This window comes from Streptacidiphilus sp. EB103A (genome assembly GCF_041261405.1).
Lineage (GTDB): Bacteria > Actinomycetota > Actinomycetes > Streptomycetales > Streptomycetaceae > Streptacidiphilus.
The window spans coordinates 196,280-217,251 of the sequence record NZ_JBGCAQ010000013.1 but is presented as its reverse complement, the minus strand read 5'-3'; the positions used below and the strand labels follow the sequence as shown (position 1 = coordinate 217,251).

Annotated in this window: 22 protein-coding genes; 9 read left to right on the top strand and 13 right to left on the bottom strand. The window is 71.7% G+C overall.

The genetic code is table 11. The annotated features are described in order from the left end of the window. Positions 1-158 precede the first annotated feature (158 nt). The gene (gene serC, locus ABH941_RS22645) at positions 159-1,277 is read left to right on the top strand and encodes a phosphoserine transaminase (protein WP_370131235.1); all 1,119 of its coding nucleotides are present in this window, start codon (positions 159-161) and stop codon (positions 1,275-1,277) included. 142 nt (positions 1,278-1,419) lie between these two features. Here serC and ABH941_RS22640 read toward each other — a convergent pair whose 3' ends face one another. From ABH941_RS22640 to ABH941_RS22600, 9 genes are all read right to left on the bottom strand, one after another. Next, entirely contained in the window at positions 1,420-2,484 is a 1,065-nt protein-coding gene (locus tag ABH941_RS22640) for a LacI family DNA-binding transcriptional regulator (protein WP_370131234.1), read from the bottom strand. An 11-nt stretch (positions 2,485-2,495) separates the two neighbouring features. Next, a complete protein-coding gene (locus ABH941_RS22635) occupies positions 2,496-2,831 on the bottom strand; it encodes a DUF4229 domain-containing protein (RefSeq protein ID WP_370131233.1) in 336 nt (111 codons plus the stop codon). A gap of 116 nt (positions 2,832-2,947) precedes the next feature. Further along, entirely contained in the window at positions 2,948-3,472 is a 525-nt protein-coding gene (locus ABH941_RS22630) for an N-acetyltransferase family protein (protein WP_370131232.1), read from the bottom strand. 30 nt (positions 3,473-3,502) lie between these two features. Next, positions 3,503-4,666 (bottom strand): aminofutalosine synthase MqnE, encoded by a 1,164-nt coding sequence (mqnE, locus tag ABH941_RS22625; RefSeq protein WP_370131231.1) that lies wholly within the window; start codon positions 4,664-4,666, stop codon positions 3,503-3,505. Between the two features lie 67 nt (positions 4,667-4,733). Beyond that, entirely contained in the window at positions 4,734-5,705 is a 972-nt protein-coding gene (locus tag ABH941_RS22620; RefSeq protein WP_370131229.1) for a threonine/serine dehydratase, read from the bottom strand. A gap of 7 nt (positions 5,706-5,712) precedes the next feature. Then, positions 5,713-6,189, bottom strand: coding sequence for an Lrp/AsnC family transcriptional regulator (locus ABH941_RS22615; RefSeq protein WP_370131288.1), 477 nt, complete (start codon positions 6,187-6,189; stop codon positions 5,713-5,715). A 121-nt stretch (positions 6,190-6,310) separates the two neighbouring features. Continuing rightward, complete coding sequence (locus ABH941_RS22610) at positions 6,311-6,988, bottom strand: UbiX family flavin prenyltransferase (protein ID WP_370131228.1); 678 nt, start codon at positions 6,986-6,988, stop codon at positions 6,311-6,313. Positions 6,989-7,039: 51 nt separating this feature from the next. Continuing rightward, the gene (gene mqnP, locus ABH941_RS22605) at positions 7,040-7,948 is read right to left on the bottom strand and encodes a menaquinone biosynthesis prenyltransferase MqnP (protein ID WP_370131227.1); all 909 of its coding nucleotides are present in this window, start codon (positions 7,946-7,948) and stop codon (positions 7,040-7,042) included. Further along, on the bottom strand, positions 7,945-9,402 hold the full coding sequence (locus tag ABH941_RS22600; protein WP_370131226.1) for a menaquinone biosynthesis decarboxylase: 1,458 nt from the start codon (positions 9,400-9,402) through the stop codon (positions 7,945-7,947). Before ABH941_RS22600 ends, mqnP begins: the two co-directional genes overlap by 4 nt. 159 nt (positions 9,403-9,561) lie before the next feature. On the opposite strand from ABH941_RS22600, the gene ABH941_RS22595 reads away from it, so the two are divergent. Continuing rightward, the gene (locus ABH941_RS22595; protein ID WP_370131225.1) at positions 9,562-10,998 is read left to right on the top strand and encodes a cytosine permease; all 1,437 of its coding nucleotides are present in this window, start codon (positions 9,562-9,564) and stop codon (positions 10,996-10,998) included. Positions 10,999-11,123: 125 nt separating this feature from the next. On the opposite strand, the gene ABH941_RS22590 is transcribed toward ABH941_RS22595, so the two are convergent. Next, complete coding sequence (locus tag ABH941_RS22590) at positions 11,124-12,374, bottom strand: PucR family transcriptional regulator (RefSeq protein WP_370131224.1); 1,251 nt, start codon at positions 12,372-12,374, stop codon at positions 11,124-11,126. A gap of 103 nt (positions 12,375-12,477) precedes the next feature. Here ABH941_RS22590 and ABH941_RS22585 point away from each other — a divergent pair, with 103 nt between their 5' ends. Both ABH941_RS22585 and ABH941_RS22580 read left to right on the top strand, forming a co-directional pair. Then, positions 12,478-12,936 (top strand): nucleoside deaminase, encoded by a 459-nt coding sequence (locus ABH941_RS22585; protein ID WP_370131223.1) that lies wholly within the window; start codon positions 12,478-12,480, stop codon positions 12,934-12,936. Between the two features lie 23 nt (positions 12,937-12,959). Continuing rightward, entirely contained in the window at positions 12,960-13,928 is a 969-nt protein-coding gene (locus ABH941_RS22580; RefSeq protein WP_370131222.1) for an isopenicillin N synthase family dioxygenase, read from the top strand. A 37-nt stretch (positions 13,929-13,965) separates the two neighbouring features. Here the strand turns inward: ABH941_RS22580 and ABH941_RS22575 are convergent, their stop codons facing one another. Then, positions 13,966-14,865 carry a DUF3027 domain-containing protein gene (locus ABH941_RS22575; protein WP_134001772.1) on the bottom strand — a complete coding sequence of 300 codons (900 nt, stop codon included), beginning with the start codon at positions 14,863-14,865 and terminating at the stop codon, positions 13,966-13,968. Positions 14,866-15,580: 715 nt separating this feature from the next. On the opposite strand from ABH941_RS22575, the gene ABH941_RS22570 reads away from it, so the two are divergent. The 4 genes from ABH941_RS22570 to ABH941_RS22555 all read left to right on the top strand — a co-directional run bounded on the left by ABH941_RS22570 (position 15,581) and on the right by ABH941_RS22555 (position 19,323). Beyond that, positions 15,581-17,008, top strand: coding sequence for an MFS transporter (locus ABH941_RS22570; RefSeq protein WP_370131287.1), 1,428 nt, complete (start codon positions 15,581-15,583; stop codon positions 17,006-17,008). Between the two features lie 146 nt (positions 17,009-17,154). Further along, positions 17,155-17,682: a hypothetical protein gene (locus ABH941_RS22565; protein WP_370131221.1), complete on the top strand. Its 528-nt coding sequence runs from the start codon at positions 17,155-17,157 to the stop codon at positions 17,680-17,682. Next, positions 17,652-18,434 carry a futalosine hydrolase gene (locus tag ABH941_RS22560; protein WP_370131220.1) on the top strand — a complete coding sequence of 261 codons (783 nt, stop codon included), beginning with the start codon at positions 17,652-17,654 and terminating at the stop codon, positions 18,432-18,434. Before ABH941_RS22565 ends, ABH941_RS22560 begins: the two co-directional genes overlap by 31 nt. Before the next feature lie 10 nt (positions 18,435-18,444). Next, positions 18,445-19,323, top strand: a complete 879-nt coding sequence (locus ABH941_RS22555; RefSeq protein WP_370131219.1) for a 1,4-dihydroxy-6-naphthoate synthase — start codon at positions 18,445-18,447, stop codon at positions 19,321-19,323. Between the two features lie 25 nt (positions 19,324-19,348). Here ABH941_RS22555 and ABH941_RS22550 read toward each other — a convergent pair whose 3' ends face one another. Then, complete coding sequence (locus tag ABH941_RS22550; protein WP_030255525.1) at positions 19,349-19,732, bottom strand: cold-shock protein; 384 nt, start codon at positions 19,730-19,732, stop codon at positions 19,349-19,351. A 368-nt stretch (positions 19,733-20,100) separates the two neighbouring features. Here ABH941_RS22550 and ABH941_RS22545 point away from each other — a divergent pair, with 368 nt between their 5' ends. Beyond that, a complete protein-coding gene (locus tag ABH941_RS22545) occupies positions 20,101-20,328 on the top strand; it encodes a hypothetical protein (RefSeq protein WP_134001782.1) in 228 nt (75 codons plus the stop codon). 15 nt (positions 20,329-20,343) lie between these two features. Here the strand turns inward: ABH941_RS22545 and ABH941_RS22540 are convergent, their stop codons facing one another. Further along, complete coding sequence (locus ABH941_RS22540; RefSeq protein ID WP_370131218.1) at positions 20,344-20,964, bottom strand: HAD family hydrolase; 621 nt, start codon at positions 20,962-20,964, stop codon at positions 20,344-20,346. Positions 20,965-20,972 lie beyond the last annotated feature (8 nt).

The window sequence follows — 20,972 nt, the reverse complement described above, 5'->3', positions numbered from 1 at the left end:
GCGCACCGACAGGGGCGCGGGGAACTGCGCGCGCAACCCTCTACGGAGGTGCATGGTTGCGCGCGCAGTTCCCCGCGCCCCCTTGGGTTCTGCCGAGTACCGGTCTCAGCTCTCGGACCCCGCCGTTGCACCTGGAAAACAGCCGGTAACATGCGGCTGTGGCTGAGATCCAGATCCCCGCTGACATCAGGCCCGCTGACGGCCGTTTCGGCGCAGGTCCGTCCAAGGTTCGCCCCGAGGCGTTGAGCGCCCTCGCCGCGACCGGTAGTTCGCTGCTCGGCACCTCCCACCGCCAGGCCCCGGTGAAGAACCTGGTCCGGCGCGTGCGTGAGGGCGTGAGCAGCCTCTTCCAGCTCCCCGAGGGCTACCAGGTGGTGCTCGGCAACGGCGGCTCCACCGCCTTCTGGGACATCGCCGCCTTCGGTCTGGTGCGGGAGAAGTCCCAGCACCTGAGCTTCGGCGAGTTCTCGTCCAAGTTCGCCGCCTCCACCAAGGCCGCGCCCTGGCTCGCCGACCCGTCCGTAGTGAAGTCCGACCCGGGCACCCACCCGCTCCCGGTCGCCGAGGCCGGCGTGGACGTCTACGCGCTGACCCACAACGAGACCTCCACCGGTGTCGCCATGCCGATCAAACGGGTGGCCGGCGCCGACGAGGGCTCGCTGGTCCTGGTGGACGCCACTTCCGGCGCCGGCGGCCTGCCCGTCGACGTCTCCGAGACGGACGTCTACTACTTCGCCCCGCAGAAGTGCTTCGCCTCCGACGGCGGCCTGTGGATCGCCCTGTTCTCCCCCGCCGCGCTGGCCCGCGCGGCCGAGATCGCGGCCTCCGGACGCTACATCCCGCCCTTCTTCGACCTGCCGACGGCCATCGACAACTCGTCGAAGGACCAGACGTACAACACCCCCGCGCTGTCCACCCTCTTCCTGCTCAACGAGCAGTTGGAGTGGCTGAACGGCAACGGCGGCCTGGACTGGTCGGTCGCCCGCACCGCGGACTCCTCCTCCCGGCTCTACACCTGGGCCGAGAAGTCCTCCTACGCGAACCCGTTCGTCGCCGAGCCGGCCGAGCGCTCGCAGGTCATCGGCACCATCGACTTCGACGACTCGATCGACGCCGCCGCCATCGCCAAGGCGCTGCGGGCCAACGGCATCGTGGACACCGAGCCGTACCGCAAGCTGGGCCGCAACCAGCTGCGGGTGGCGATGTTCCCGGCCGTCGACCCGGCCGACGTGGAGGCGCTGACCGCGTGCATCGACTACGTCATCGAGCAGCTCTGACCTGAGCGGCACAGACGACGACGGAGGGGCTGTTCCGCTCAAGCGGGACAGCCCCTCCGTCGTGTCGCGTCCGCTTCAGCGCGCGATGGCGCCGATCACGACGGCCAACAGCAGCAGCACCAGCGCGCCGCTCACGATCCTGCTACGAGTCTTCGGGTCCACGCTCAGAGCCTACCTGCCGCCTCCGGACCCCCGTCGTGGAGCCCCGCAGCAGCAGCGTGGTCTCCAGCGGCGCCGGCCCCGGCGGGCGGCCGCCGCTGATCAGTTCGGCCAGCAGGTCCAGGCCGGCGCTGCCCAGCCGCTCCCCCGGCAGGTCCACCGTGGTGAGCCCGGGCGACAGCAGCTGGGCGGCGAGGATGTTGTCGATGCCGACCACCGACAGGTCGTCCGGGATCCGCAGCCCCAGCTCGGCGGCCGCATGGTAGGCGGCGGCCGCGACCACGTCGTCGTCGCAGACCAGGGCGTGCGGACGGTCGGCCCGGCCGAGCAGGGTGCGGGCGGCGGCCCGACCCGCCTCCAGTCCGCCGTTGATGGACACCCCGGCCTCCACCACCTCGACGCCCAGCGCCGCCCGCTCGAAACCGGCCTGCCGGGAGCGGAAGGTGTAAGCGGAGTCCGTCGAGCGCAGATGCCCGATGCGGCTGTGTCCGAGCTCACGCAGATGCCGCACAGCGGCGGCCATACCGCCGGCCACGTCCAGCTCCAGCGCCCGACGCAGCGGCGAGTCGGCGACGCCGGCCGGGTCGGCGTCCAGGAAGACCACCGGGAGGGAGGCCGGCAGCTCGCCGAGCTGGCTGTCGTCCGGGGAGCACAGCAGCAGGCCGTCGAACTGCCCGGTGCCGCAGGCGCGGGCGAGGGTGTCGCCGTCCCAGCCGGAGCTGACCACCACGGCGAGGCCGTGCGTGGTCGCCGCGCCCTGGGCGCCGTCGAGGACCCGGGCGAAGAACGGCCCGAGCATATTGGGCACCGCGAGGTGGACCAGCCCGGTACGGCCCAGGCGCAGCTGCCGTCCGGTGGCCTGGGGCTGGTAGCCGAGCTGGGCAGCGGCCGCCCTGACCCGGTCCCGGGTGGCGGCGGAGACCCGGGCGCGGGCGGTCTCGCCGGTCGAGAACACCAGGGAGACCGTCGCCTGGGAGACCCCCGCGAGGCGTGCGACATCGCGCCCGGTCGGGCGGTGGAGCGGCAGCTCTCGGTCCCTCGATCCCACAGGAGCTGCTGCTACTGGGCGTCCGCGCGGACGGCGTCGTCGAGGGCGTCCTCGGCGGCGGTCTGCGCGGCGATGCGCTGCTTCATCCCGGCGCCGCGGTTGCGGCGCCCCTCGATGCCCTCGGTGATCTGCGCGGACATCTCGTCCCGCTGACGGCTCAACAGCACATAGCTGAGCAGCCCGGACACGACCAGGGCGATGATCAGCAGAAGCAGGACGCCGGGGGCTCCGGCCATCACCGGCATCAGCTTGAAGTGGGCGAGCACCAGGACGACCACGAAGACGGCGCCGAAGATGCTGAACCGCATGGAGGTGTAGCGGAGGGTGGCGTGTGACTTGCTGCTCACGGCGCTGGGTCTCTCTTCCGATCTCTTCCGAGCGATTCCGGACGACCTGTCCAGTACAGCACGCGGTCGGGGCAGATCTTCAACGGCCCCCTGAAGGGGTTCCCCGCCGGAGCCCTTCACCGCAGGTCGAGCCACATGAGGACGTCGTCGTACTCCTCGCCCGGCGCGACCCGGATGCCGCCGGGTATCCGGCCGACCTCCTTGTAGCCGCTGCGGCCGTAGAAGGACTCCAGGCCACGGCCCCCGCGCAGGGTCAGCTTCAGCCCGGACAGGCCCCAGCCCCGGGCGATCCGCTCGGCCTCGGCCAGCAGCTCGGCGCCGTACCCGGCGCCCTGGAAGCGGGGGTGCACCATGACCCGCTTCAGCAGCTGCCAGTGCGTCATCAGCTCGAAGCGCTGGTTCTCGAAGAACAGCAGGGCGGCGAGCTCACCGGTGCTCGCCTCACGGGCGATCAGCAACCGGTCCGGACCGTCAGCGACACCCGCGAACTGCTTCTCCGCCGTGGGGCGGACCCGCTCGACGGTGACCGGCGCGACGAAGCCGACGGCTCCGCCGGCATTGCTGACATCCGTCCAGAGGTCGATGATCCCGGCCCGGAGCTGCGGGGTGAGCTCCGGGTCCAGGGTGAAGTCGAGTGCCATGGTGCGGGAGGGTTCCTGGGTTCCTGTTGACTAGAAGCGCATCGGCTGCGGGGTCTCGCGGCGGTCGGCGACCGGGCCGTCGTACTCGCGGATGATCTCGTAGCGGGTGTTGCGCTCCACCGGACGGAAGCCGGCGTCACGGATCAGGTCGAGCAGGTTCTCGCGGCTGAGCTTGTTCGGCGTGCCGAAGCCGTCCGCGTCGTGGGTGATCTTGTACTCGACCACCGAGCCGTCCATGTCGTCCGCACCGTGGTTGAGCATCAGCTGCGCGCCGTCCAGGCCGTGCATCACCCAGAACACCTTGACGTGCTGGACGTTGTCGAACAGCAGCCGCGACACCGCGAAGGTCTTGATCATGTCCGCGCCGGTGGCCATGGTGGTACGGGCCTGCAGCCGGTTGCGGACGACGCCGTCCTTGGAGTCGTGGAAGTCGTGCTGGTAACGCAGCGGGATGAAGACCTGGAAGCCGCCGGTCTCGTCCTGCAGCTCACGCAGCCGCAGCACGTGGTCCACCCGGTGCCTGGGCTCCTCGATGTGCCCGTAGAGCATGGTGCACGGGGTCTTCAGGCCCTTGGAGTGCGCCAGGCGGTGGATCCGCGACCAGTCCTCCCAGTGGGTGTCGTGGTCGACGATGTGCTGGCGCACCTCCCAGTCGAAGATCTCGGCGCCGCCGCCGGTCAGCGACTCCAGGCCGGCGTCGATCAGCTCGTCCAGGATCTCGCTCGCGGACAGCCCGGAGATCTTCTCGAACCAGTGGATCTCGGTGGCGGTGAAGCACTTCAGCGCCACGTTCGGCAGCGCCGCCTTCAACTCGCGCAGCGACCGCGGGTAGTAGCGCCAGGGCAGCGTCGGGTGCAGGCCGTTGACGATGTGCAGCTCGGTGAGCTGGTCGTTCTCCATGGCCTTCGCCAGCCGCACGGCCTCCTCGATGCGCATGGTGTACGCGTCCTTCTCGCCCGGCTTGCGCTGGAACGAGCAGTACGCGCAGGAGGCGCTGCAGACGTTGGTCATGTTGAGGTGGCGGTTGACGTTGAAGTGGACGACGTCGCCGTTCTTCTGCGTCCGCACGTGGTGGGCGAGGCCGCCCAGCCAGGCCAGGTCGTCGGTCTCGTACAGGGCGATGCCGTCCTCGCGGGACAGCCGCTCCCCGGCGTAGACCTTCGCCTCGAGCTCCCGCTTCAGTCCTGCGTCCATCCGGCCCTCAGCCCTTTCGCAACCTGCAGTACCGGCACTACCTGCGCCACGTACATCCTGCACGAGCCTACGCCAGCAATTCCGCCAGCAGGGACGGGTCCACATTCCCCCCGCTGACCACCGCCGCGACACTGCGCCCCTGCGGCAGCTGATCCGCGTGGTGCAGGTACGCCGCCGTGCTGACCGCGCCCGAGGGTTCGGCGACCAGCCGCCCGCGCCGGGCCAGCACGGCCACGGTCGAGCGGATCTCGTCCTCGGTGACGGTGATGATGTCGTCCACGTAGGCCTGGACGTGCTCCCAGGGCAGCAGGCCCAGCGAGTTGGTCCGCAGCCCGTCGGCGATGGTGCGGTGGGTCCGCTCGAACGGCCACACCTTCTGCTCGCCGGTACGGAAGCTCTCGCTCGCGTCCCCCGCCAGTTCGGGCTCGACACCGACGATCCGCACGCCCGGCATGGTCAGCTTCAGCGCGGCCGCGGTCCCGCTGATCAGCCCGCCGCCGCTGACCGGCACCAGCACCGTGCGCAGGTCCAGGTCCAGCGCGGTCGCGTCCTCCGCGAGCTCCAGGCCGACCGTTCCCTGACCGGCGATGATGTACGGGTCGTCGTACGGCGGCACCCACACATACCCGTGCTCGGCGACCAGATCGGCCGGGGTGGTGTCCCGCTCGCTCATATGGACGAGGATCACCTCGGCGCCGAAGGAGCGGGTGTTCTCGACCTTCACCGCCGGGGAGGTGTCCGGCATCACGATGACGGCCTTGATCCCCATCGCCCGCGCCGCATACGCCACCGCCTGCGCGTGGTTGCCGCTGGACTGCGCGACCACGCCGCGCGCCCGCTCCTCCTCGGTCAGCACGGCCAGCCGGTTGTAGGCGCCCCGGATCTTGAAAGCGCCGGTCGGCTGGAGGCTCTCCGGCTTGAGGTGCAGCGTGTGCGCGTCCGTCTCCGCCCACGGGCAGGGCATCAGCGGCGTCCGCACCGCCACGCCGGCGATCCGCTTCTGCGCGTCGCGCAGGTCGTCCAGAGTCACCAGGGCCATCTGCGGGTCACGCCTTCCGGTCGGTCAACGCATCCGTGTCGGGCAGTTCGGTCGCCCGGTTCTCCCACTTGGTGGACAGCACCACCGTGGTCCGGGTCCGGGCGACGCCCCTGGTCCCGGAGAGCCGCTTCACGATGGACTCGAGTCCGTCCACGTCGGGCATCCGCACCTTGAGCATGTAGGAGTCGTCGCCGGCGATGAACCAGCAGTCCTCGACCTCGGCGAGGTCGCGCAGCCGGTGCGCCACGTCCTCGTGGTCGGCGGCGTCCGACAGCTGAAGGCCGATCAGCGCGGTCACGCCCAACCCCAGCGAGGCCGGGTTCACCGTCGCGCGGTAGCCGGTGATGATGCCCGCCTGCTCCAGGCGGTTGATGCGATCGGTGACGCTGGGGCCCGAGAGGCCCACCAGCCGCCCCAGCTCGGCGTACGACGCCCGGCCGTTCTCGCGCAGCGCCTGGATGAGCTGTCTGTCCACCGCGTCCATGCTGGAATACCGCGCCTTCCGATCGTTGGGCAACCAGGCGACATTATCCGGAATCGAAGACTCCTGAGCTGTCGACCCTGACATCCCAACGACAATACCCCGGGAACGTGAGCTGCCTCACTCAGGCATCGGCCCGCCTGCCCGTACCCAGCCCGCCGACCCAGCGCCGATAGAGGTCATGCGGCACTCCAGCCGCGTCCAGCACCCGCCCCGCGACGAAGTCCACCAACTGCTGGGCGCTGCGCGTCCCGGCGTAGAACCCGGGCGATGCGGGCAGCACCACGGCCCCCGCCTCGTCCAGCGCGACCAGTTGACGCAGCGTCTGGCCGCTCAGCGGCGTCTCCCGCACGCACACCACCAGCCGCCGCCGCTCCTTGAGCGTGACACTCGCGGCGCGCTGCAGCAGGTCCTTCGACAGCCCGAGCGCGATCCCGGCCACCGAGGCCGTGCTGCACGGCACCACCAGCATCCCCCTGGTCGGATAGGAGCCGCTCGACGGCCCGGCCGCCAGGTCGCCGGCGGCCCAGTAGCGCACCCCGTCCAGGCTCTCCACCTGCGGCTTCCCCGAGTCGAGCGACTGCTCCAGCCACTCCCGGAGGTCCTCCTCCCAGTGCCCGTCCCGGAAGGAGATCCCGGTCTCGTCCAGTACCGTCAGCCGCGCCGCCCGGCTCACCACCAGGTCCACGTCCTCCCCGGCCGCCAGCAACCCCCGCACCACCGCCGCCGCATACGCCGTCCCGGACGCCCCGGAAACCCCGACCACCCACGGCTCGCGCTGCTGCTGTCCTTCTCGCTCCACCCGTCCGACCCTACCCGGGGGCGAGGCCGCCGCCCCCGGCATGGCGGCGCCTCAGACCCCCAGCCCCCGCAGCACCAGGTCCAGCAGCGCGAAGGCGAAGAGTGAGATTCCGACGAAGCCGTTGACCTGGAAGAACGCCCGGTTGAGCCGGGACAGGTCGCCGGGCTTGACGATGGAGTGCTCGTAGACGAAGGCGCAGCACACCACCACCAGGCCCATCCAGAAGGCCCACCCGGCGTCGGTGAGCACCGCGTACCAGCCCAGCAGCAGCACCGTCACCACATGCGCTCCGCGCGCACCCCGGAGCGCGGTGTCCACGCCGAAGCGGGCCGGGACCGAGCGCACGCCGTCGGCGCGGTCGGCGGCGACGTCCTGGCAGCCGAAGATCAGGTCGAAGCCGCCGATCCAGACGCCCACGGCGAGGCCGAGGACCAGGGCGTCCCAGGACCAGGTCCCGGTGACGGCCAGCCAGGCCCCGATCGGGCCCATGGCCTGGGCGAGGCCCAGGATGGCGTGCGGGAAGTCGGTGAACCGCTTGCCGTAGGGATAGACCACCATCGGGATGACGGCGATCGGGGCCAGCGCCAGGCAGAGCGGGTTGAGCAGCGCGGCGGCGCTGAGGAAGACGACCAGCGCCACCGCGGAGCCCGCGTAGGCGGTGCGCAGCGACACGGCTCCGGTGACGAGTTCGCGCCCGGCGGTGCGTGGGTTGCGGGCGTCGATCTCGCGGTCGATGATCCGGTTCGCGGCCATGGCGAAGGTCCGCAGGCCGACCATGGCGAGGGTCACCAGCGTCAGCTGGAGCCAGTGGACGTGTCCGTTGTCAAGGAACATCGCCGTCAGCGCGGCGGTGTAGGCGAAGGGCAGGGCGAAGACCGAGTGCTCGATCATCACCAGCCGCAGGAACGCCTTGGTTCTCCCCGGTACCTGTACAGCGGGGGCAGCGGCAGTCGCGCTCACAGCCCGTACTCCTTCCAGCGACGTGAGACCGTCGCGGCCGTTTCAGGGTCGGAGCCGACCATCTCCGGCCAGCCCCCGTCCCTGGTGTACCCCTCCTCGGGGAGCTTACGGGTGGCGTCGATCCCGGCCTTGCCGCCCCAGAACTGCTGGTAGGAGGCATGGTCCAGATGGTCCACCGGGCCCTCGACCACGCTCAGGTCGCGGCTGTAGTCGACGTTGCCGAGAGCCCGCCAGGCCACCTCCTGGTAGTCGTGGACGTCGCAGTCGGCGTCCACCACCACGATCAGCTTGGTGAGCGACATCATGTGCGCCCCCCAGATGGCGTGCATCACCTTCTGGGCGTGCTTGGGGTACTTCTTGTCGATCGAGACGATCACGCAGTTGTGGAAGCCGCCGGCCTCGGGCAGGTCGTAGTCCACGATGTCCGGGACGATGATCTTCAGCAGCGGCAGGAAGAAGCGCTCGGTGAACTTCCCCAGCGGGCCGTCCTCCGTCGGCGGGCGGCCGACCACGATCGACTGCAGCAGTGGCCGGGAGCGCATCGTCACGCAGTCGATGGTGAGGGCCGGGAAGGGCTCCTGCGGGGTGTAGAAGCCGGTGTGGTCGCCGAACGGGCCCTCGGGCAGCGTCACCCCCGGCTCCAGCCAGCCTTCGAGCACCACCTCGGCGTCGGCCGGGACCTGCAGCGGGACCGTCCTGCAGTCCACCATCCGCACCCGCTCACCGGCGACGAAGCCGGCGAACAGGTACTCGTCGATGTCACCGGGCAGCGGCGCGGTCGCCGCGTAGGTCACCGCCGGCGGGCAGCCGAAGGCGATCGCGACCGGCAGCCGCTCGCCCCGCTTCGCCGCGACGGCGGCGTGGTTGCGGCTGTCCTTGTGGATCTGCCAGTGCATCCCGATCGTGCGCCGGTCGTGGCGCTGCAGCCGGTAGAGGCCCAGATTGCGGATGCCGCTGTCCGGGTCCTTGGTGTGGGTGAGGCCCAGGTTGAAGAAGGAGCCGCCGTCGCCCGGCCAGGTGAACAGCGCGGGCAGCGCGTCCAGGTCCACCTGGTCGCCGGTCAGCACCACCTGCTGCACCGGCGCGTCGCCCGGCTTCACCTTCTTCGGCGGGACGTGGGTCATCCCGGCCAGCTTGCCGAAGGCGTCCCGCACCCCGGTGAAGCCGTGCGGCAGCTCCGGCTTCAGCAGGCCGGCGATCTTCTCCGAGATGGACTCGGCCGACTTCAGGCCCAGCGCCTTGGCCAGTCGCCGCTCCGTCCCGAAGACGTTCATCGCCAGCGGCATCGAGGCGCCCTTGACGTTCTCGAAGAGCAGCGCGGGGCCCTTGGCCTTCTGCACCCGGTCGACGATCTCCCCGATCTCGAGGTACGGGTCCACCTCCACCTTGATCCGCCGGAGGTCGCCCTCCCGTTCCAGCGCCCGAAGAAAGGACCGAAGATCGTCGTATGCCATACATGTCAGTATCCGGTACGGGTTAGGCTGCCCCGCACGGACACCGCCATCGACATACGGCCGACGCACAGCGCGACGTACAGAACGTACGCAGTAACCCCGCGTAGACCCGTCGTTCCGACCGTTTACGGGTCACTGACACACCCCGACACTGACCCTATGACCGCCGCCCCTACAGAGATATCCGAGTACGGCGACCACGTACTCGCCGTCGAACCCACCGGTGCAGAACCAGTACCCGAGACCGCCAGACACGGTCGACCCCTCGGACTTCTCTGGACCTGGACCTCCCCCAACATGGAGTTCGCCACCGTCTTCGTCGGCGTCCTCGCCGTCGGCGTCTTCGGTCTCGGCTTCTGGCAGGCCGTGCTGGCCATCGTGCTCGGCACCGGCCTCGGCGCCGTCGCCCACGGCTTCCTGGGCCTCAGCGGCCCCCGCCACGGCGTGCCGCAGATGGTCGCGGGTCGCAGTGCCTTCGGCTACTGGGGCAACGCCCTGCCCGCCGGGCTGAACGCCCTCACCGCGGGCATCGGCTGGTTCGCCGTCAACAGCGTCAGCGCGGCGTACGCGCTGAACACGCTGCTCGGCTGGCCCGCGCTGCTGTGCCTGTTCATCGTGGTGGTGCTGCAGGTCGGCATCGCCTACTTCGGCCACAACTTCATCCAGAGCGCCGAGAAGTACACCTTCCCGCTGCTGACCGTGGTCTTCCTGATCGCCGCCGGGGTCATCCTCAGCAAGTCGGACGTCTCCGCGGCGACCGGCGCGCACGCCTTCCCCGGCGCGTTCCTGCTGACCGCCGGCGCGACCTTCGGCTACGCGGCCGGCTGGACGCCGTACGGCTCCGACTACACCCGCTACCTGCCCAAGTCCGCGCCCAAGTGGGCGGTCGGGCTGTGGCCGGCCCTGGGCGTCTTCGTCTCCTGCGTGCTGCTGGAGGTCGTCGGCGCGGCGTCGGCGACGATCGCCGCCCCGTCCACCCTCTCCCCCACCGCCGCCTTCACCCACGCCCTGCCGACCTGGCTCGCGGACCTCACCCTGCTGGCCATCGCGGTCGGCGGCATCGCCGCCAACGCCCTCAACATCTACTCGGGCTCGCTGTCCTTCGTCGCCATGGGCATCAAGCTCCCGGCGGCGGTACGGCGGGCGACGGTCGCGCTGGTCTTCGGCGTGGCGGGCACCCTGGTCGCCTGGTCGGGCCTGCACGACTCGGGCACGAAGTACGAGAACTTCCTGCTGGTGATCACCTACTGGATCGGCCCCTGGCTGGCCATCGTCTTCACCGACCGGGTGCTGCGGCGCGGGCAGTCGGACGAGGAGATCGCCTCGATCCTGGCCAACAAGACCTTCAGCAACTGGGCTGCGCCCATCGCGATGGCGGCCGGCACCGGGCTCGGCGTCTGGCTCTTCTCCAACCAGACCGACTACACCGGGGTCTTCCCCAAGCACTTCCCCGCGCTCGGCGATATCGCCTTCGCCGGAGGGTTCGTCATCGCGGGCGTGCTGTACCTGCTTCTCCGGCTGGTACCCGGACTCGGCCCGGTCACCGGCTCGGTCACCGACGTCCCGGCGTCGACCCCGGAGCCCGCGGGAACCTGACCGTCAGCGGTGGTTTCTGTTCGCGCAGTTCCCCGCGCCCCTGAGGTGGTGCAACGGAGCCGGTTGCAGCCCCCTGGGGGCGCGGGGAACTGCGCTGCCAACCATGCACGTGCCGCACTGTCCGCTCAGTCCCCCGCCCGCAGCAGCCTGTGCGCACAGCACGCCAGCAGCAGCTCCGCGTGGGCCTCGGCCTCCCCCACGGGAAGCCCCAGCAGGGACTCGATCCGCTCAAGCCGCTGGTAGAGCGACTGTCGCCCGACGTGCAGCAGAGCAGCCGTGCGGGTCGGGCTGCAGCCGTTGCGGAGGTGCACCTCCAGGGTGCGGACCAGGTCGCTGGGGTGGGCGGCCTCCCATTCCAGGAGCGGGCCCAGGGCGCGGGTGACCAGGTGGGCCATGCGGTCGCGCGAGGCCGGGGTGAGTCCGTCGCCGACCAGCTGGCGTTCCAGGGCCAGCGCCCGGGACGAGGTGACCAGCGCGCCCTCGCAGCAGTGCGGCTCGGCGACCGGCACGCTCAGCGCCAGCGTCAGCGTGGTGCGCGCTTCGCGCAGCGACTCGCCCCAGCGGCTCCACGCCGCCTCCCCCGGGGCCGCGGGCCCCAGCGCGACCGTGAGCGCCGCCCCTGCGGCGGCCTCGCCCGCCGCGGCGACGACCGCGCCCTGCGCCGCGCGGACGGCGTCGACGGCGCCGTTCACCCGCGGCGGGATGCTCAGCAGCGCGGCAACGCTTCCGTCCGGCACCGCCGCCCGCAGCAGTCGTCCGCCCAACAGGTCGGCGGCCCGGTCCAGCACCGCGCTCGCGGCCGGTCCGGTCGCCGCGACGCCGACGAGCCGGTGGGTCCGGTCCACGGCGAAGTCCAGGGCTCTGGCCCGGGCCAGCACATCGCGCTGGCTCAGTACTGTGCCCTCGGCGAGTTCCACCAGCAGGGCGGCCACCCGCCCGTCCCGGTCGTGCGCCGGGTGCGGACGGTCCGTCAGTGACTGGGTGACGATGGCGGTGTTGGCGGCCTCCGCGATGCGGATGAAGGGCACCACGGCCCGCAGCGCGACCAGCGGCAGGCCGCGCCTGCGGCTCTCGTCCACCAGCTCGTACGGCATCTCCATGAGCGTGCGGCCCAGCTCGACGGCGATCCCAGCGACCCCGCGCTCCGCGAGCTCGCGGACGTAGTGGCGGCGCGCGCCGGCGTCCGCCCCGGCCAGACCGAGGCCGGTGGTGAGCAGCAGCTCGCCGCCCGAGAGCAGCGGGCCGATCTCGTAGATCTCGCTGGAGTGCACCCAGCGCACCGGCCGGTCCAGGCCCTTGCCGCCGCACAGGATCTCGGGCGCGGCCTCGCCGAGGATGTCGAAGGAGAGGATCTCGCGAAGCGTGAGTGCGGCCAAGTTGACTCCAGAGTTCGGGGACGACACGGCGTCAGCGGCGAGGTGGGCTGGAGCGTACTTTCCGCACGTTGCCCCGGTGTTTCGGGAACGGGAAAGTGGACGTATGACAGACACCTCACATCTGCTGGCGGTCGCCGTCGAGGAGGCCAGGGCGGGCCTCGCCGAGGGTGGCATCCCGATCGGCGCCGCGCTGTTCGGCCCGGACGGCGAGCTGCTGGGCCGCGGGCACAACCGCCGGGTGCAGGACGACGACCCGTCGATGCACGCGGAGACCGCGGCGTTCCGCAACGCGGGACGGCTGCGCGGCTACGGCCGGACCACGATGGTGACCACGCTGTCGCCGTGCTGGTACTGCTCGGGCCTGGTCCGGCAGTTCGGCATCGGCCGGGTCGTCGTCGGCGAGGCCGAGACCTTCCATGGCGGCCACGACTGGCTGGCCGAGCACGGTGTGGAGGTCGTACTGCTGGACGACCCTGAGTGCACGAAACTGATGCGCGACTTCATCGCGGCCAGGCCCGAGCTGTGGTTCGAGGACATTGGTGGAAGGCCCGCGGGCGAATGACGAATCTTGAAGGCAGGTACAGCATGTCCCCCCGTATCCCCGTGATCGACCTCGCCCCCTGGCTGTCCGGCGACCCCGACGCGCGCGCCCGCACCGCGGCCGCCGTGGACGCGGCGCTGAGCCAGGCCGGCTTTCTGCTGATCACCGGCCACGGCGTGAGCCGCGAGCAGCGCGAGGGCGTGCGCGAGGCCGCGCGGGCGTTCTTCGCGCTGCCGACGGAGGTCAAGGAGCGGTACGGGGTGAACGTCGGCGGCCGGGGCTGGCTGGCCAAGGGCGCCGAGGCCAACGGCTACTCGGAGGGCACCGAGACCCCGCCGGACCTCAAGGAGTCCTGGACGGTCGGCGCCGACCAGCCGTCCGGCGACGCCGCCATCGACGACTTCTGGTTCCAGCCGAACCGCTGGCCGGAGGCCGAGGCCCCGGCGCTGCAGAAGACCGTCGAGGAGTACATGACGACCATGCGCTCGGTCGCCGACGAGGTGCTGCGGCTGCTCGGGGCGGCCCTGGGGCAGCAGACCACGTTCTTCACCGACCACACCGCGCACCCGACCTACACCCTGAACATCAACTGGTACCCGGGCACCGGCGTGGTCGGCGAGCCGCAGCCCGGCCAGTTCCGGATCGGCCCGCACACCGACTTCGGCACGGTGACGCTGCTGGACCGGCAGCAGGGCAAGGGAGGCCTGCAGGTCTACATCGACCCGGCCGACGGCGGCATCGGCTGGGAGGACGCCCCGTACGACCCGGACGCGCTGACGGTGAACATCGGCGACCTGATGGCGCGCTGGACCGGCGACCGCTGGAAGTCCGGCCGCCACCAGGTGCTGCCGCCGTCGCCGGAGGCCCCGGAGGAGGACCTGATGTCGCTGGTCTACTTCTACGAGTGCGACCCGCACACCACGGTCGCACCGGTCGGAGGCCCGGTGGCGTACGAGCCGGTGGACTCCTCCGCCTACCTCAAGGCCAAGCTGGAGGCCATCAGCGTCGGCTGAATCACCGTCCACTGACCCGCTGTCAGCTGACAGCGGGTCAGCTGTGTCCGAGCTCCTCGCCCGGGTCGTCGGCGACGACCGACCCGCCGTGCGGGTCCGGGTGCAGCGGGAAGGACTCGACGCTGAACTCGTCCAGCACCGGCGGCGGGGGCTGCGGCGGGGCGGGCATCACGGCCGCCTCGGAGTGGCCGCCGCAGCCGAAGTCCAGCGCCACCACATGGCCGTCGGCCGGGCCGAACTCATTGGCACAGATGCCGAAGGTCTGGCTGAGCGTCCCGGCGACCGGGATCAGGAAGCCGCAGGAGTTGCAGTTCGCCGGGGCGGCCTGGGCCATCGGCGTGTGGGCGCCGTACTGCTTCTCCCAGCGGTCCGCGGCCAGGTGCAGTCCGAGCCGGGACAGCACCCGGGCCCGGCCGAGGCCCAGCTCCAGGGCCACCGAGGCGATGGAGCCGCGCTCGGTGGGCGTCGCCAGCTCCATGTCGGCGGCGACTGCCGCCTCCGCGGCGGCCGCGTCGGCCAGGGCCGAGTTGGGCGCGGGCTCGTCCTCGCCGGACCAGCCGGGCTCCAGCCGCAGGTCGTCCTCGTCGGTCGGCAGCAGGTCGCCGGGGCCCATGTCGCCCGGGCGCAGCCGCTCGCTCCAGGGCACCCACTGCGGCGCGATCAGCGCCTCGGCGCCGGGCAGCAGCACCGTTTCGTCAAGCGTGACCTGCTTGCTGCGGGACGCGCGGGTCACCGTGACGGCCCAGCGCCAGCCCCGGTAGGCCCACTCGTTGGTCGCGAAGTAGTGCGTAACGACGCGCTCGCCGTCGACCTCCACGCCCAGGTGCTCGCCGACGGCGGCCTCGCCGGCCGCCTCCACGGCGGCGGCCCGGGCGAAGTCAACGGCTTCCGCACAGAGCCGGTCGGGGGTACGGCTTCGCGTCGTCGCAGCACTCATCACAGGATCGATTCTCTCCCAAAGACTGTCTCCGGTACGCCACCGTCTCCGGCGGCATGGCGTGGTACGCCTGCCGCGGGCGTCGACGGACGTCCCTACTCTGCATTCTGCGCGACTCCGCGGACCGGTACGACTGCGCTGGGAACCAGACGACAGCCGGACCGCCGCAGGACGGCCACGCGGCACTGCTGGGCGGTACGAAAAGGTATTGGCGCGGCGTCTCCGCCGGAAACAGCGGAGTGCCACTGAGTGCACGGTACCGGTCGCGCGGCCGGAGGGGACAGCCCCTTGCCACTTGTGGCCCCTGCTTGTGACCCCGCCACGCTGATCGGCTTCGGGGGTCTGCCAAAGATCTGGCCCGGGCTCGCGACGCCACAGTGACACATTGCGGCTCCGCCGCGTGGCGGCCGCTCGCCGCGTTGGCAGAACGCCCAAGTAGCTCCGCTACGAGGGCGCTCTGCCGCCTTGCGATCGACCGCACCAGACGCCGCGAGCTGTTCCGGACCAGATCTTTGGCAGACCCCCGGCAGAAAACCAGCATGACAGCCGATCGATCAGGCAGGATGGCGACGTGGCCGACGACGCGCCTACGGGGTCTTCCACCCCCCGAGGCACCGACAGCCCCTCCCCGTCCGGGCCGAGCGCACGGCAGACGACGGCGACGGGGTCGCACCCGGCTGATCGCACCGGCCGGGCCCGCCGCGTCGCGGACACCCTGCACCGCGGGGCCTCCGCCACCGCCCGTGGAGTCGGCCACGCCGTCCACGGAACCGGTCGTCGCATCCGCCGGGCCACCTCCGCCGAGGGCGCGGGCGAGTCCGGACTGGCCAAGCTGATCGAGCTGCACGCGGTCAACTCGGCCGGCGACATGATGATCACCGTCGCGCTGGCCTCCACCATCTTCTTCTCCGTGCCGACCGGCGAGGCCCGCGGCCGGGTCGCGCTCTACCTGCTGATCACCATGGCGCCCTTCGTGCTGCTGGCCCCGGTGATCGGTCCGCTGCTGGACCGGCTCCCCAGCGGTCGGCGCAGCGCGATGGCGCTGTCGATGCTGGCCCGGGCCGCCATCGCCTGGATGATGACCAGCTCCATCGCGGGCGGCGGCCTCACCGTCTACCCGGAGGCCTTGGGCGTGCTGGTCGCGTCCAAGGCGTACGGGGTGGTCCGCAGCGTGGTGGTGCCGAGGCTGGTGCCGGAGCGGGTGACGCTGGTGAAGGCCAACTCGCGGGTCACCCTCGCCGGGCTGCTGGCCACCGGTGTGGCCGGCGCGATCGGCGGCGGGCTGCACCTGATCGGCCCCACCTGGCCGCTGCGCGGGGCCTTCCTGGTCTACCTGGGCGGGGCCTTCCTGGCGTTCTCGCTGCCGCACCAGGTGGACCTGGCCAAGGGCGAGGCGCGGGCGCTGCTGCACGGTCCCGCGCCGGAGCGGGTGTCGCTGCGCAAGGACGAACCGGCGGACGTCACCACGACCACCGGACCGACCGGGGCGGAAACCGGACCGGGACCCGAGAGGCCGCCGCACGGGGCCTCCACCGCGCCGGCCGCCCGGGTCGGGCTGCGCACCGTCGGCCCTGCCGTGGTCCTCGCCCTGAGCGCCGAGGGCACCCTGCGCGGGCTCTCCGGCTTCCTCACCTTCTTCCTCGCCTTCCTGCTCCGCGAGCACCCCCTGGCGGGCCTGCACCCCACGGCGGCCCTGGGCATCGCCGCAGGCGCGCTGGGCATCGGAAACGCGCTGGGGACGGCGCTCGGCTCCTGGCTGCGCTCCCGCGCGCCTGAGATCCTCGTCACGCTGATGCTTACCGCCGCCGCCGGCGCCGCGCTGGCCGCGGCGCTGGCGTACAGCATGCTGACGGTGACCGTGCTGGCCGGCACCGCCGGGATCGCCCAGTCGCTGGGCAAGGTCGCCCTGGACGCGCTGATCCAGCGGGACGTCCCGGAACGGGTCAGGACCTCCGCCTTCGCCCGCTCCGAGACATTGATGCAGCTCACCTGGGTGGCCGGCGGCGGCCTCGGCATCGTCCTGCCGCTGGTGGGCCCGGTCGGCATGGGCACCGCCGCCGGAATCCTGCTGCTGTCCCTGGCCTTCACCCTCCGCGGCCTGATCCGCCTCCCCGCCCGTGTGGGCCGCCCCCACCTGGCGTAGCGGCTCCGAGGGATCTCGCCTGCGGCTCCTGCATGGTTTGTCGCGCAGTTCCCCGCGCCCCTGAGGGGCTGCAACCGGCTCAGTTGCAATCGCCTCGGCCGCCCCCGACGCACCGTGCGAGCAGACGGGCGGTAGCCTCATGCACCATGAGCATCAACCGCGCTGTCCTCGCCCTCGGAGCCGTCGCCGTCGTGGGCGTCGGCACGGTCGGCTTCTCCATCCAGCACGCCTCCAGCCAGGGCAAGCCCGTGCCCAGCATCCAGGTGGTGTCGGGCTCGACCTGGAAGCAGATCGCCCCCGCGTCCGCCTCCTGCTACGCCGGTGGCAAGGCGCTGACCAAGGCACAGCAGACCACCTGCGCCGCCGCGATCACCGCGCAGCTGACCAAGGGGAACATTCCCACCCTTCAGGTGAACGCCAGCGGCACCTACTCCATCGACGTCGGCAAGGACGTCGCCGGCAAGACCTGGTTCGCGCGCAGCAGCGGCAGCGCCCCGGTGTCGCCGATCAAGCGGGAGTACGCCGGCCCGCTGGCGGTCTCCACGCTGATGGTCACCGACACGACCACCGGGACCACGCCCACCAGCGCCCCCGTGCTCGTGGTCGCGGGAACGGGTGCGACCAACGCCCCGATCTACGGGGAATGGCTGTTCGAGGTCGCGATCAAGAGCTGACCCGACCGGTTCCGGTGAGTCTCCCCCTCCCCCGCCTGCTCGTCGTCACCGCCGTCGCCCCCGAGGCGGCGGCGGTGCTGCGCGGCGTGCAGACGGCGATTCCGCACAGCGGCCCCGTCCCGCACCCGCTCCCCGGCGGCTACGCCATGGAGCGCTGCGGCCCGGTGGACGTCCTCGCCGCCGGGGTCGGGCCCGCCGCAGCCGCCGCGGGGACGGCCACCGCACTCACCCAGGCCGGTTACGACCCCACCCATTACGACCTCGTCGTCTCGGCCGGGATCGCCGGCGGCTTCGCCCCGCTCGCGCCGCTGGGCTGCGCCGTGGTCGCCGAAGCGATCGTCGCCGCCGACCTGGGTGCGCAGACCCCCGACGGCTTCGCCACCGTCACCGAGCTGGGCTTCGGCCGGGTACGGCACGAGACCGCGCACGCGGCGCCGGTCGCCGCCGCGCTGCGGGCCGCGGGACTGTTGACTGCCGTCGGCCCGGTGCTGACCGTCTCCACGGTCACCGGCAGCGCCGCCCGCGCCGCCGAGCTGACGGGCCGCCACCCCGGGGCCGTGGCCGAGGCCATGGAGGGCTTCGGCGTCGCCGAGGCCGCCGCCGCACACGGCGTCCCGGTGCTGGAGCTGCGCACCGTCTCCAACGCCGTCGGCCCCCGCGACCGCGCCGCCTGGCGGATCGGCGAGGCATTCGCCGCCCTGGAGCGGGCCTTCGCCCTGCTGCCCTACAGCCGACTCCGGCGCGAGGGTTAAGGTCGAAGGCATGACCGCCGCGACCCTCTCCACCGCGTACTCGCCCTGCCCCAATGACACCTTCGTGTTCCACGCCCTGGCCCACGGCCTGGTCCCGGCGCCGTTCGCGCCCGAGGTGACCTTCGCCGACATCGACATCACCAACGGCCTGGCGGAGCGCGGCGAACTGGACCTGCTGAAGATCTCCTTCGCCGCGCTGCCCTGGGTGCTGGACGAGTACGCCCTGCTGCCCTGCGGCGGCGCGCTGGGGCGCGGCTGCGGACCGCTGGTGCTGACCGGCCCGGAGGCGTCGGCCGATCCCGCCGACCTCGCCGGGAAGACCGTCGCCGTCCCCAGCGAGCGCTCCACCGCGTACCTGCTGTTCCGGCTGTGGGCCGCCGAGGCGGTCCCCGGCGGTCTGGGCGAGATCGTCGTCCTGCCGTTCCACGAGATCATGCCCGCGGTGCGCGACGGCAAGGTGGACGCGGGCCTGGTGATCCACGAGGCCCGGTTCACCTACCAGCAGTACGGGCTGCGCTCACTGGCCGACATGGGCGAGGCATGGGAGGCCGCGACCGGCCTGCCGATCCCACTGGGCGCGATCATCGCCCGCCGCTCGCTCGGCGCCGAGAGGCTCGCCGAGCTCGCCGCGGCGATCCGGGCCAGCGTGGAGTACGCCTGGGCGCGGCCCGAGGCCAGCCGGGAGTATGTGCTGGCGCACTCCCAGGAGATGGATCCGGCCGTGGCCGACCAGCACATCGCCCTCTATGTCAACGAGTTCACCGCCGACCTCGGCGAGGCCGGCTATGCCGCAGTGCACGGTCTGCTGGACCGGGCCGCCGCGGCCGGCCTGGTCCCGGCGGTCGCGCCGGAGGCTCTTGCCTTCCCCGGCGCGACGCGGCATCGGTGACGACTGCTCAGTTGCGTGAGACGTCTCAGACGTCCAACTGGTCGGCGACCGCGCGCAGCAGGGTCGCCACCTGGTGCCCGGCCTGCTTCTCCGGGTAACGCCCGCGCTGCAGACCCGGGAGGATGCGTTCGAGCAGGGTGGTGAGGTCCTGCACGATGGGCGCGAGGTCGTCGGGCTTGCGCCGGTTGGCGGCCGCGAGGGAGGGCAGGTCGTCCAGCACCGTCACCTTCTGCGCCTGATCACCACGGTGGCCCGCGATGATCTCGAACTCGACCCGCTGCCCCGGCTTGAGCGCCTCGACCCCACTGGGCAGCGCCTTGGAGTGCACAAAGACGTCGCCGCCGTCGTCGCTGGAGAGAAAGCCGAAGCCTTTCTCGGTGTTGAACCACTTGACCTTGCCCGTGGGCATCGGAGACCTCGTCGCTGGTGAGAGATGGGTTGAGGGAAGAACAGGCAGAAGCAGGGAGCAGGACGACGCCTGCGGCAGAGAAGGTGTGGCGGGGGTGGTGACAGGGGTACCGCCGGCGCTGCGTCAAGCGGCCGTGCCGACACTTCAGCGGATCACATCAGTGCCGCGCCATTGTTCCAGGTCGGCCGTGTGCAGATCGAGTCGATTCCCGAAGGACGGCCGCCGGGTTCCGAGGTCTGGCGGCGCCGCCTCGCCGGCTGTTTCTCCCACGGTTTCGCCGCTGCCATGACACACCCCCGATCGGTCGGCGGGGCTGCCTCCGGCGCTCTCGGCGCAATCCCCGTGCGTGACGTGCATACCCTTGAGGGGTGACTACTGAAACTCAGCACCCCGGCGACGCCCTGGTCCGGGTCGGCGCGATCCTGTTCGTCATCGGCGCGGTGGCCACGATCGTCACGGTGGCCCCGCTGTTCCTGGGCCTGACGCCGCTGCCCTCGGCCGCGTACTTCGTGAGCATGGTGATGCCGGTCGGCTTCGGAGTCGCCCTGGTGGGGCTGTTGCGAGCGGCCCGCGCCCAGCGGCGCAGCGCGGCGTAGCAACCCGGGCCGAGGCTAGGCGCGTAGGTAGGAATCCAGCCACGCCGGGAAGCCGGTGAGGTCCGCGAGGACGACGTCCGCGCCCGCCTCGGCCAGTTCCCGTTCGCTGTAGGGGCCGGTGGCGACGGCGACCGCGAGGGCGTCCGCGGCCCGCGCGCCGACGACGTCGGCCAGATGGTCGCCGACGTACACCGAGGCGCCCTCCTCCCGCAGCACCGTGCCCTTGCCCGCTCCGAAGACCGAGCCGTACAGCCCGTCCGCGGCCAGGCCGAGCGCGTCCAGGTTCAGCTTGGCGTTCGGCCCGTGCTTGCCGGTGACCACCAGGGACCGGCCGCCGTGGGCACGGACCGCCGCCAGCGCCTGGTACGCCCCCGGCAGGGCCAGGCAGTCGTCGACCCCGTGCTCCGCGTAGAGCGCGCGGTACCGGTCGGCCACGGCGGGGACCTCCTCGGCCGGGAACCAGTTGACGAGCTCCTGCTCGACCGGCGGGCCGAGCCGGGTGACCACGAGATCGCTGTCGATCGCGGTGCCGGTCTCGGCGGCCAGCAGGTCGTAGACCGCCTTGATGCCCGGCCGGGAGTCGATCAGGGTCATGTCGAGGTCGAAGCCGACGGTGAGAGCCGTACGTCCAGTCATGTTGATCA

What these genes read in the sequence shown, in the direction of transcription:
- ABH941_RS22540 (WP_370131218.1), bottom strand. Translation starts at nt 20,964, where the DNA reads ATGACTGGACGTACGGCTCTCACCGTCGGCTTCGACCTCGACATGACC.
- ABH941_RS22575 (WP_134001772.1), bottom strand. Translation starts at nt 14,865, where the DNA reads ATGAGTGCTGCGACGACGCGAAGCCGTACCCCCGACCGGCTCTGTGCG.
- ABH941_RS22565 (WP_370131221.1), top strand. Translation starts at nt 17,155, where the DNA reads ATGAGCATCAACCGCGCTGTCCTCGCCCTCGGAGCCGTCGCCGTCGTG.
- ABH941_RS22560 (WP_370131220.1), top strand. Translation starts at nt 17,652, where the DNA reads ATGGCTGTTCGAGGTCGCGATCAAGAGCTGACCCGACCGGTTCCGGTG.
- ABH941_RS22630 (WP_370131232.1), bottom strand. Translation starts at nt 3,472, where the DNA reads ATGGCACTCGACTTCACCCTGGACCCGGAGCTCACCCCGCAGCTCCGG.
- ABH941_RS22595 (WP_370131225.1), top strand. Translation starts at nt 9,562, where the DNA reads ATGACCGCCGCCCCTACAGAGATATCCGAGTACGGCGACCACGTACTC.
- ABH941_RS22600 (WP_370131226.1), bottom strand. Translation starts at nt 9,402, where the DNA reads ATGGCATACGACGATCTTCGGTCCTTTCTTCGGGCGCTGGAACGGGAG.
- ABH941_RS22615 (WP_370131288.1), bottom strand. Translation starts at nt 6,189, where the DNA reads ATGGACGCGGTGGACAGACAGCTCATCCAGGCGCTGCGCGAGAACGGC.
- ABH941_RS22555 (WP_370131219.1), top strand. Translation starts at nt 18,445, where the DNA reads ATGACCGCCGCGACCCTCTCCACCGCGTACTCGCCCTGCCCCAATGAC.
- ABH941_RS22580 (WP_370131222.1), top strand. Translation starts at nt 12,960, where the DNA reads ATGTCCCCCCGTATCCCCGTGATCGACCTCGCCCCCTGGCTGTCCGGC.
- ABH941_RS22585 (WP_370131223.1), top strand. Translation starts at nt 12,478, where the DNA reads ATGACAGACACCTCACATCTGCTGGCGGTCGCCGTCGAGGAGGCCAGG.
- mqnE (WP_370131231.1), bottom strand. Translation starts at nt 4,666, where the DNA reads ATGGACGCAGGACTGAAGCGGGAGCTCGAGGCGAAGGTCTACGCCGGG.
- ABH941_RS22550 (WP_030255525.1), bottom strand. Translation starts at nt 19,732, where the DNA reads ATGCCCACGGGCAAGGTCAAGTGGTTCAACACCGAGAAAGGCTTCGGC.
- ABH941_RS22620 (WP_370131229.1), bottom strand. Translation starts at nt 5,705, where the DNA reads ATGGCCCTGGTGACTCTGGACGACCTGCGCGACGCGCAGAAGCGGATC.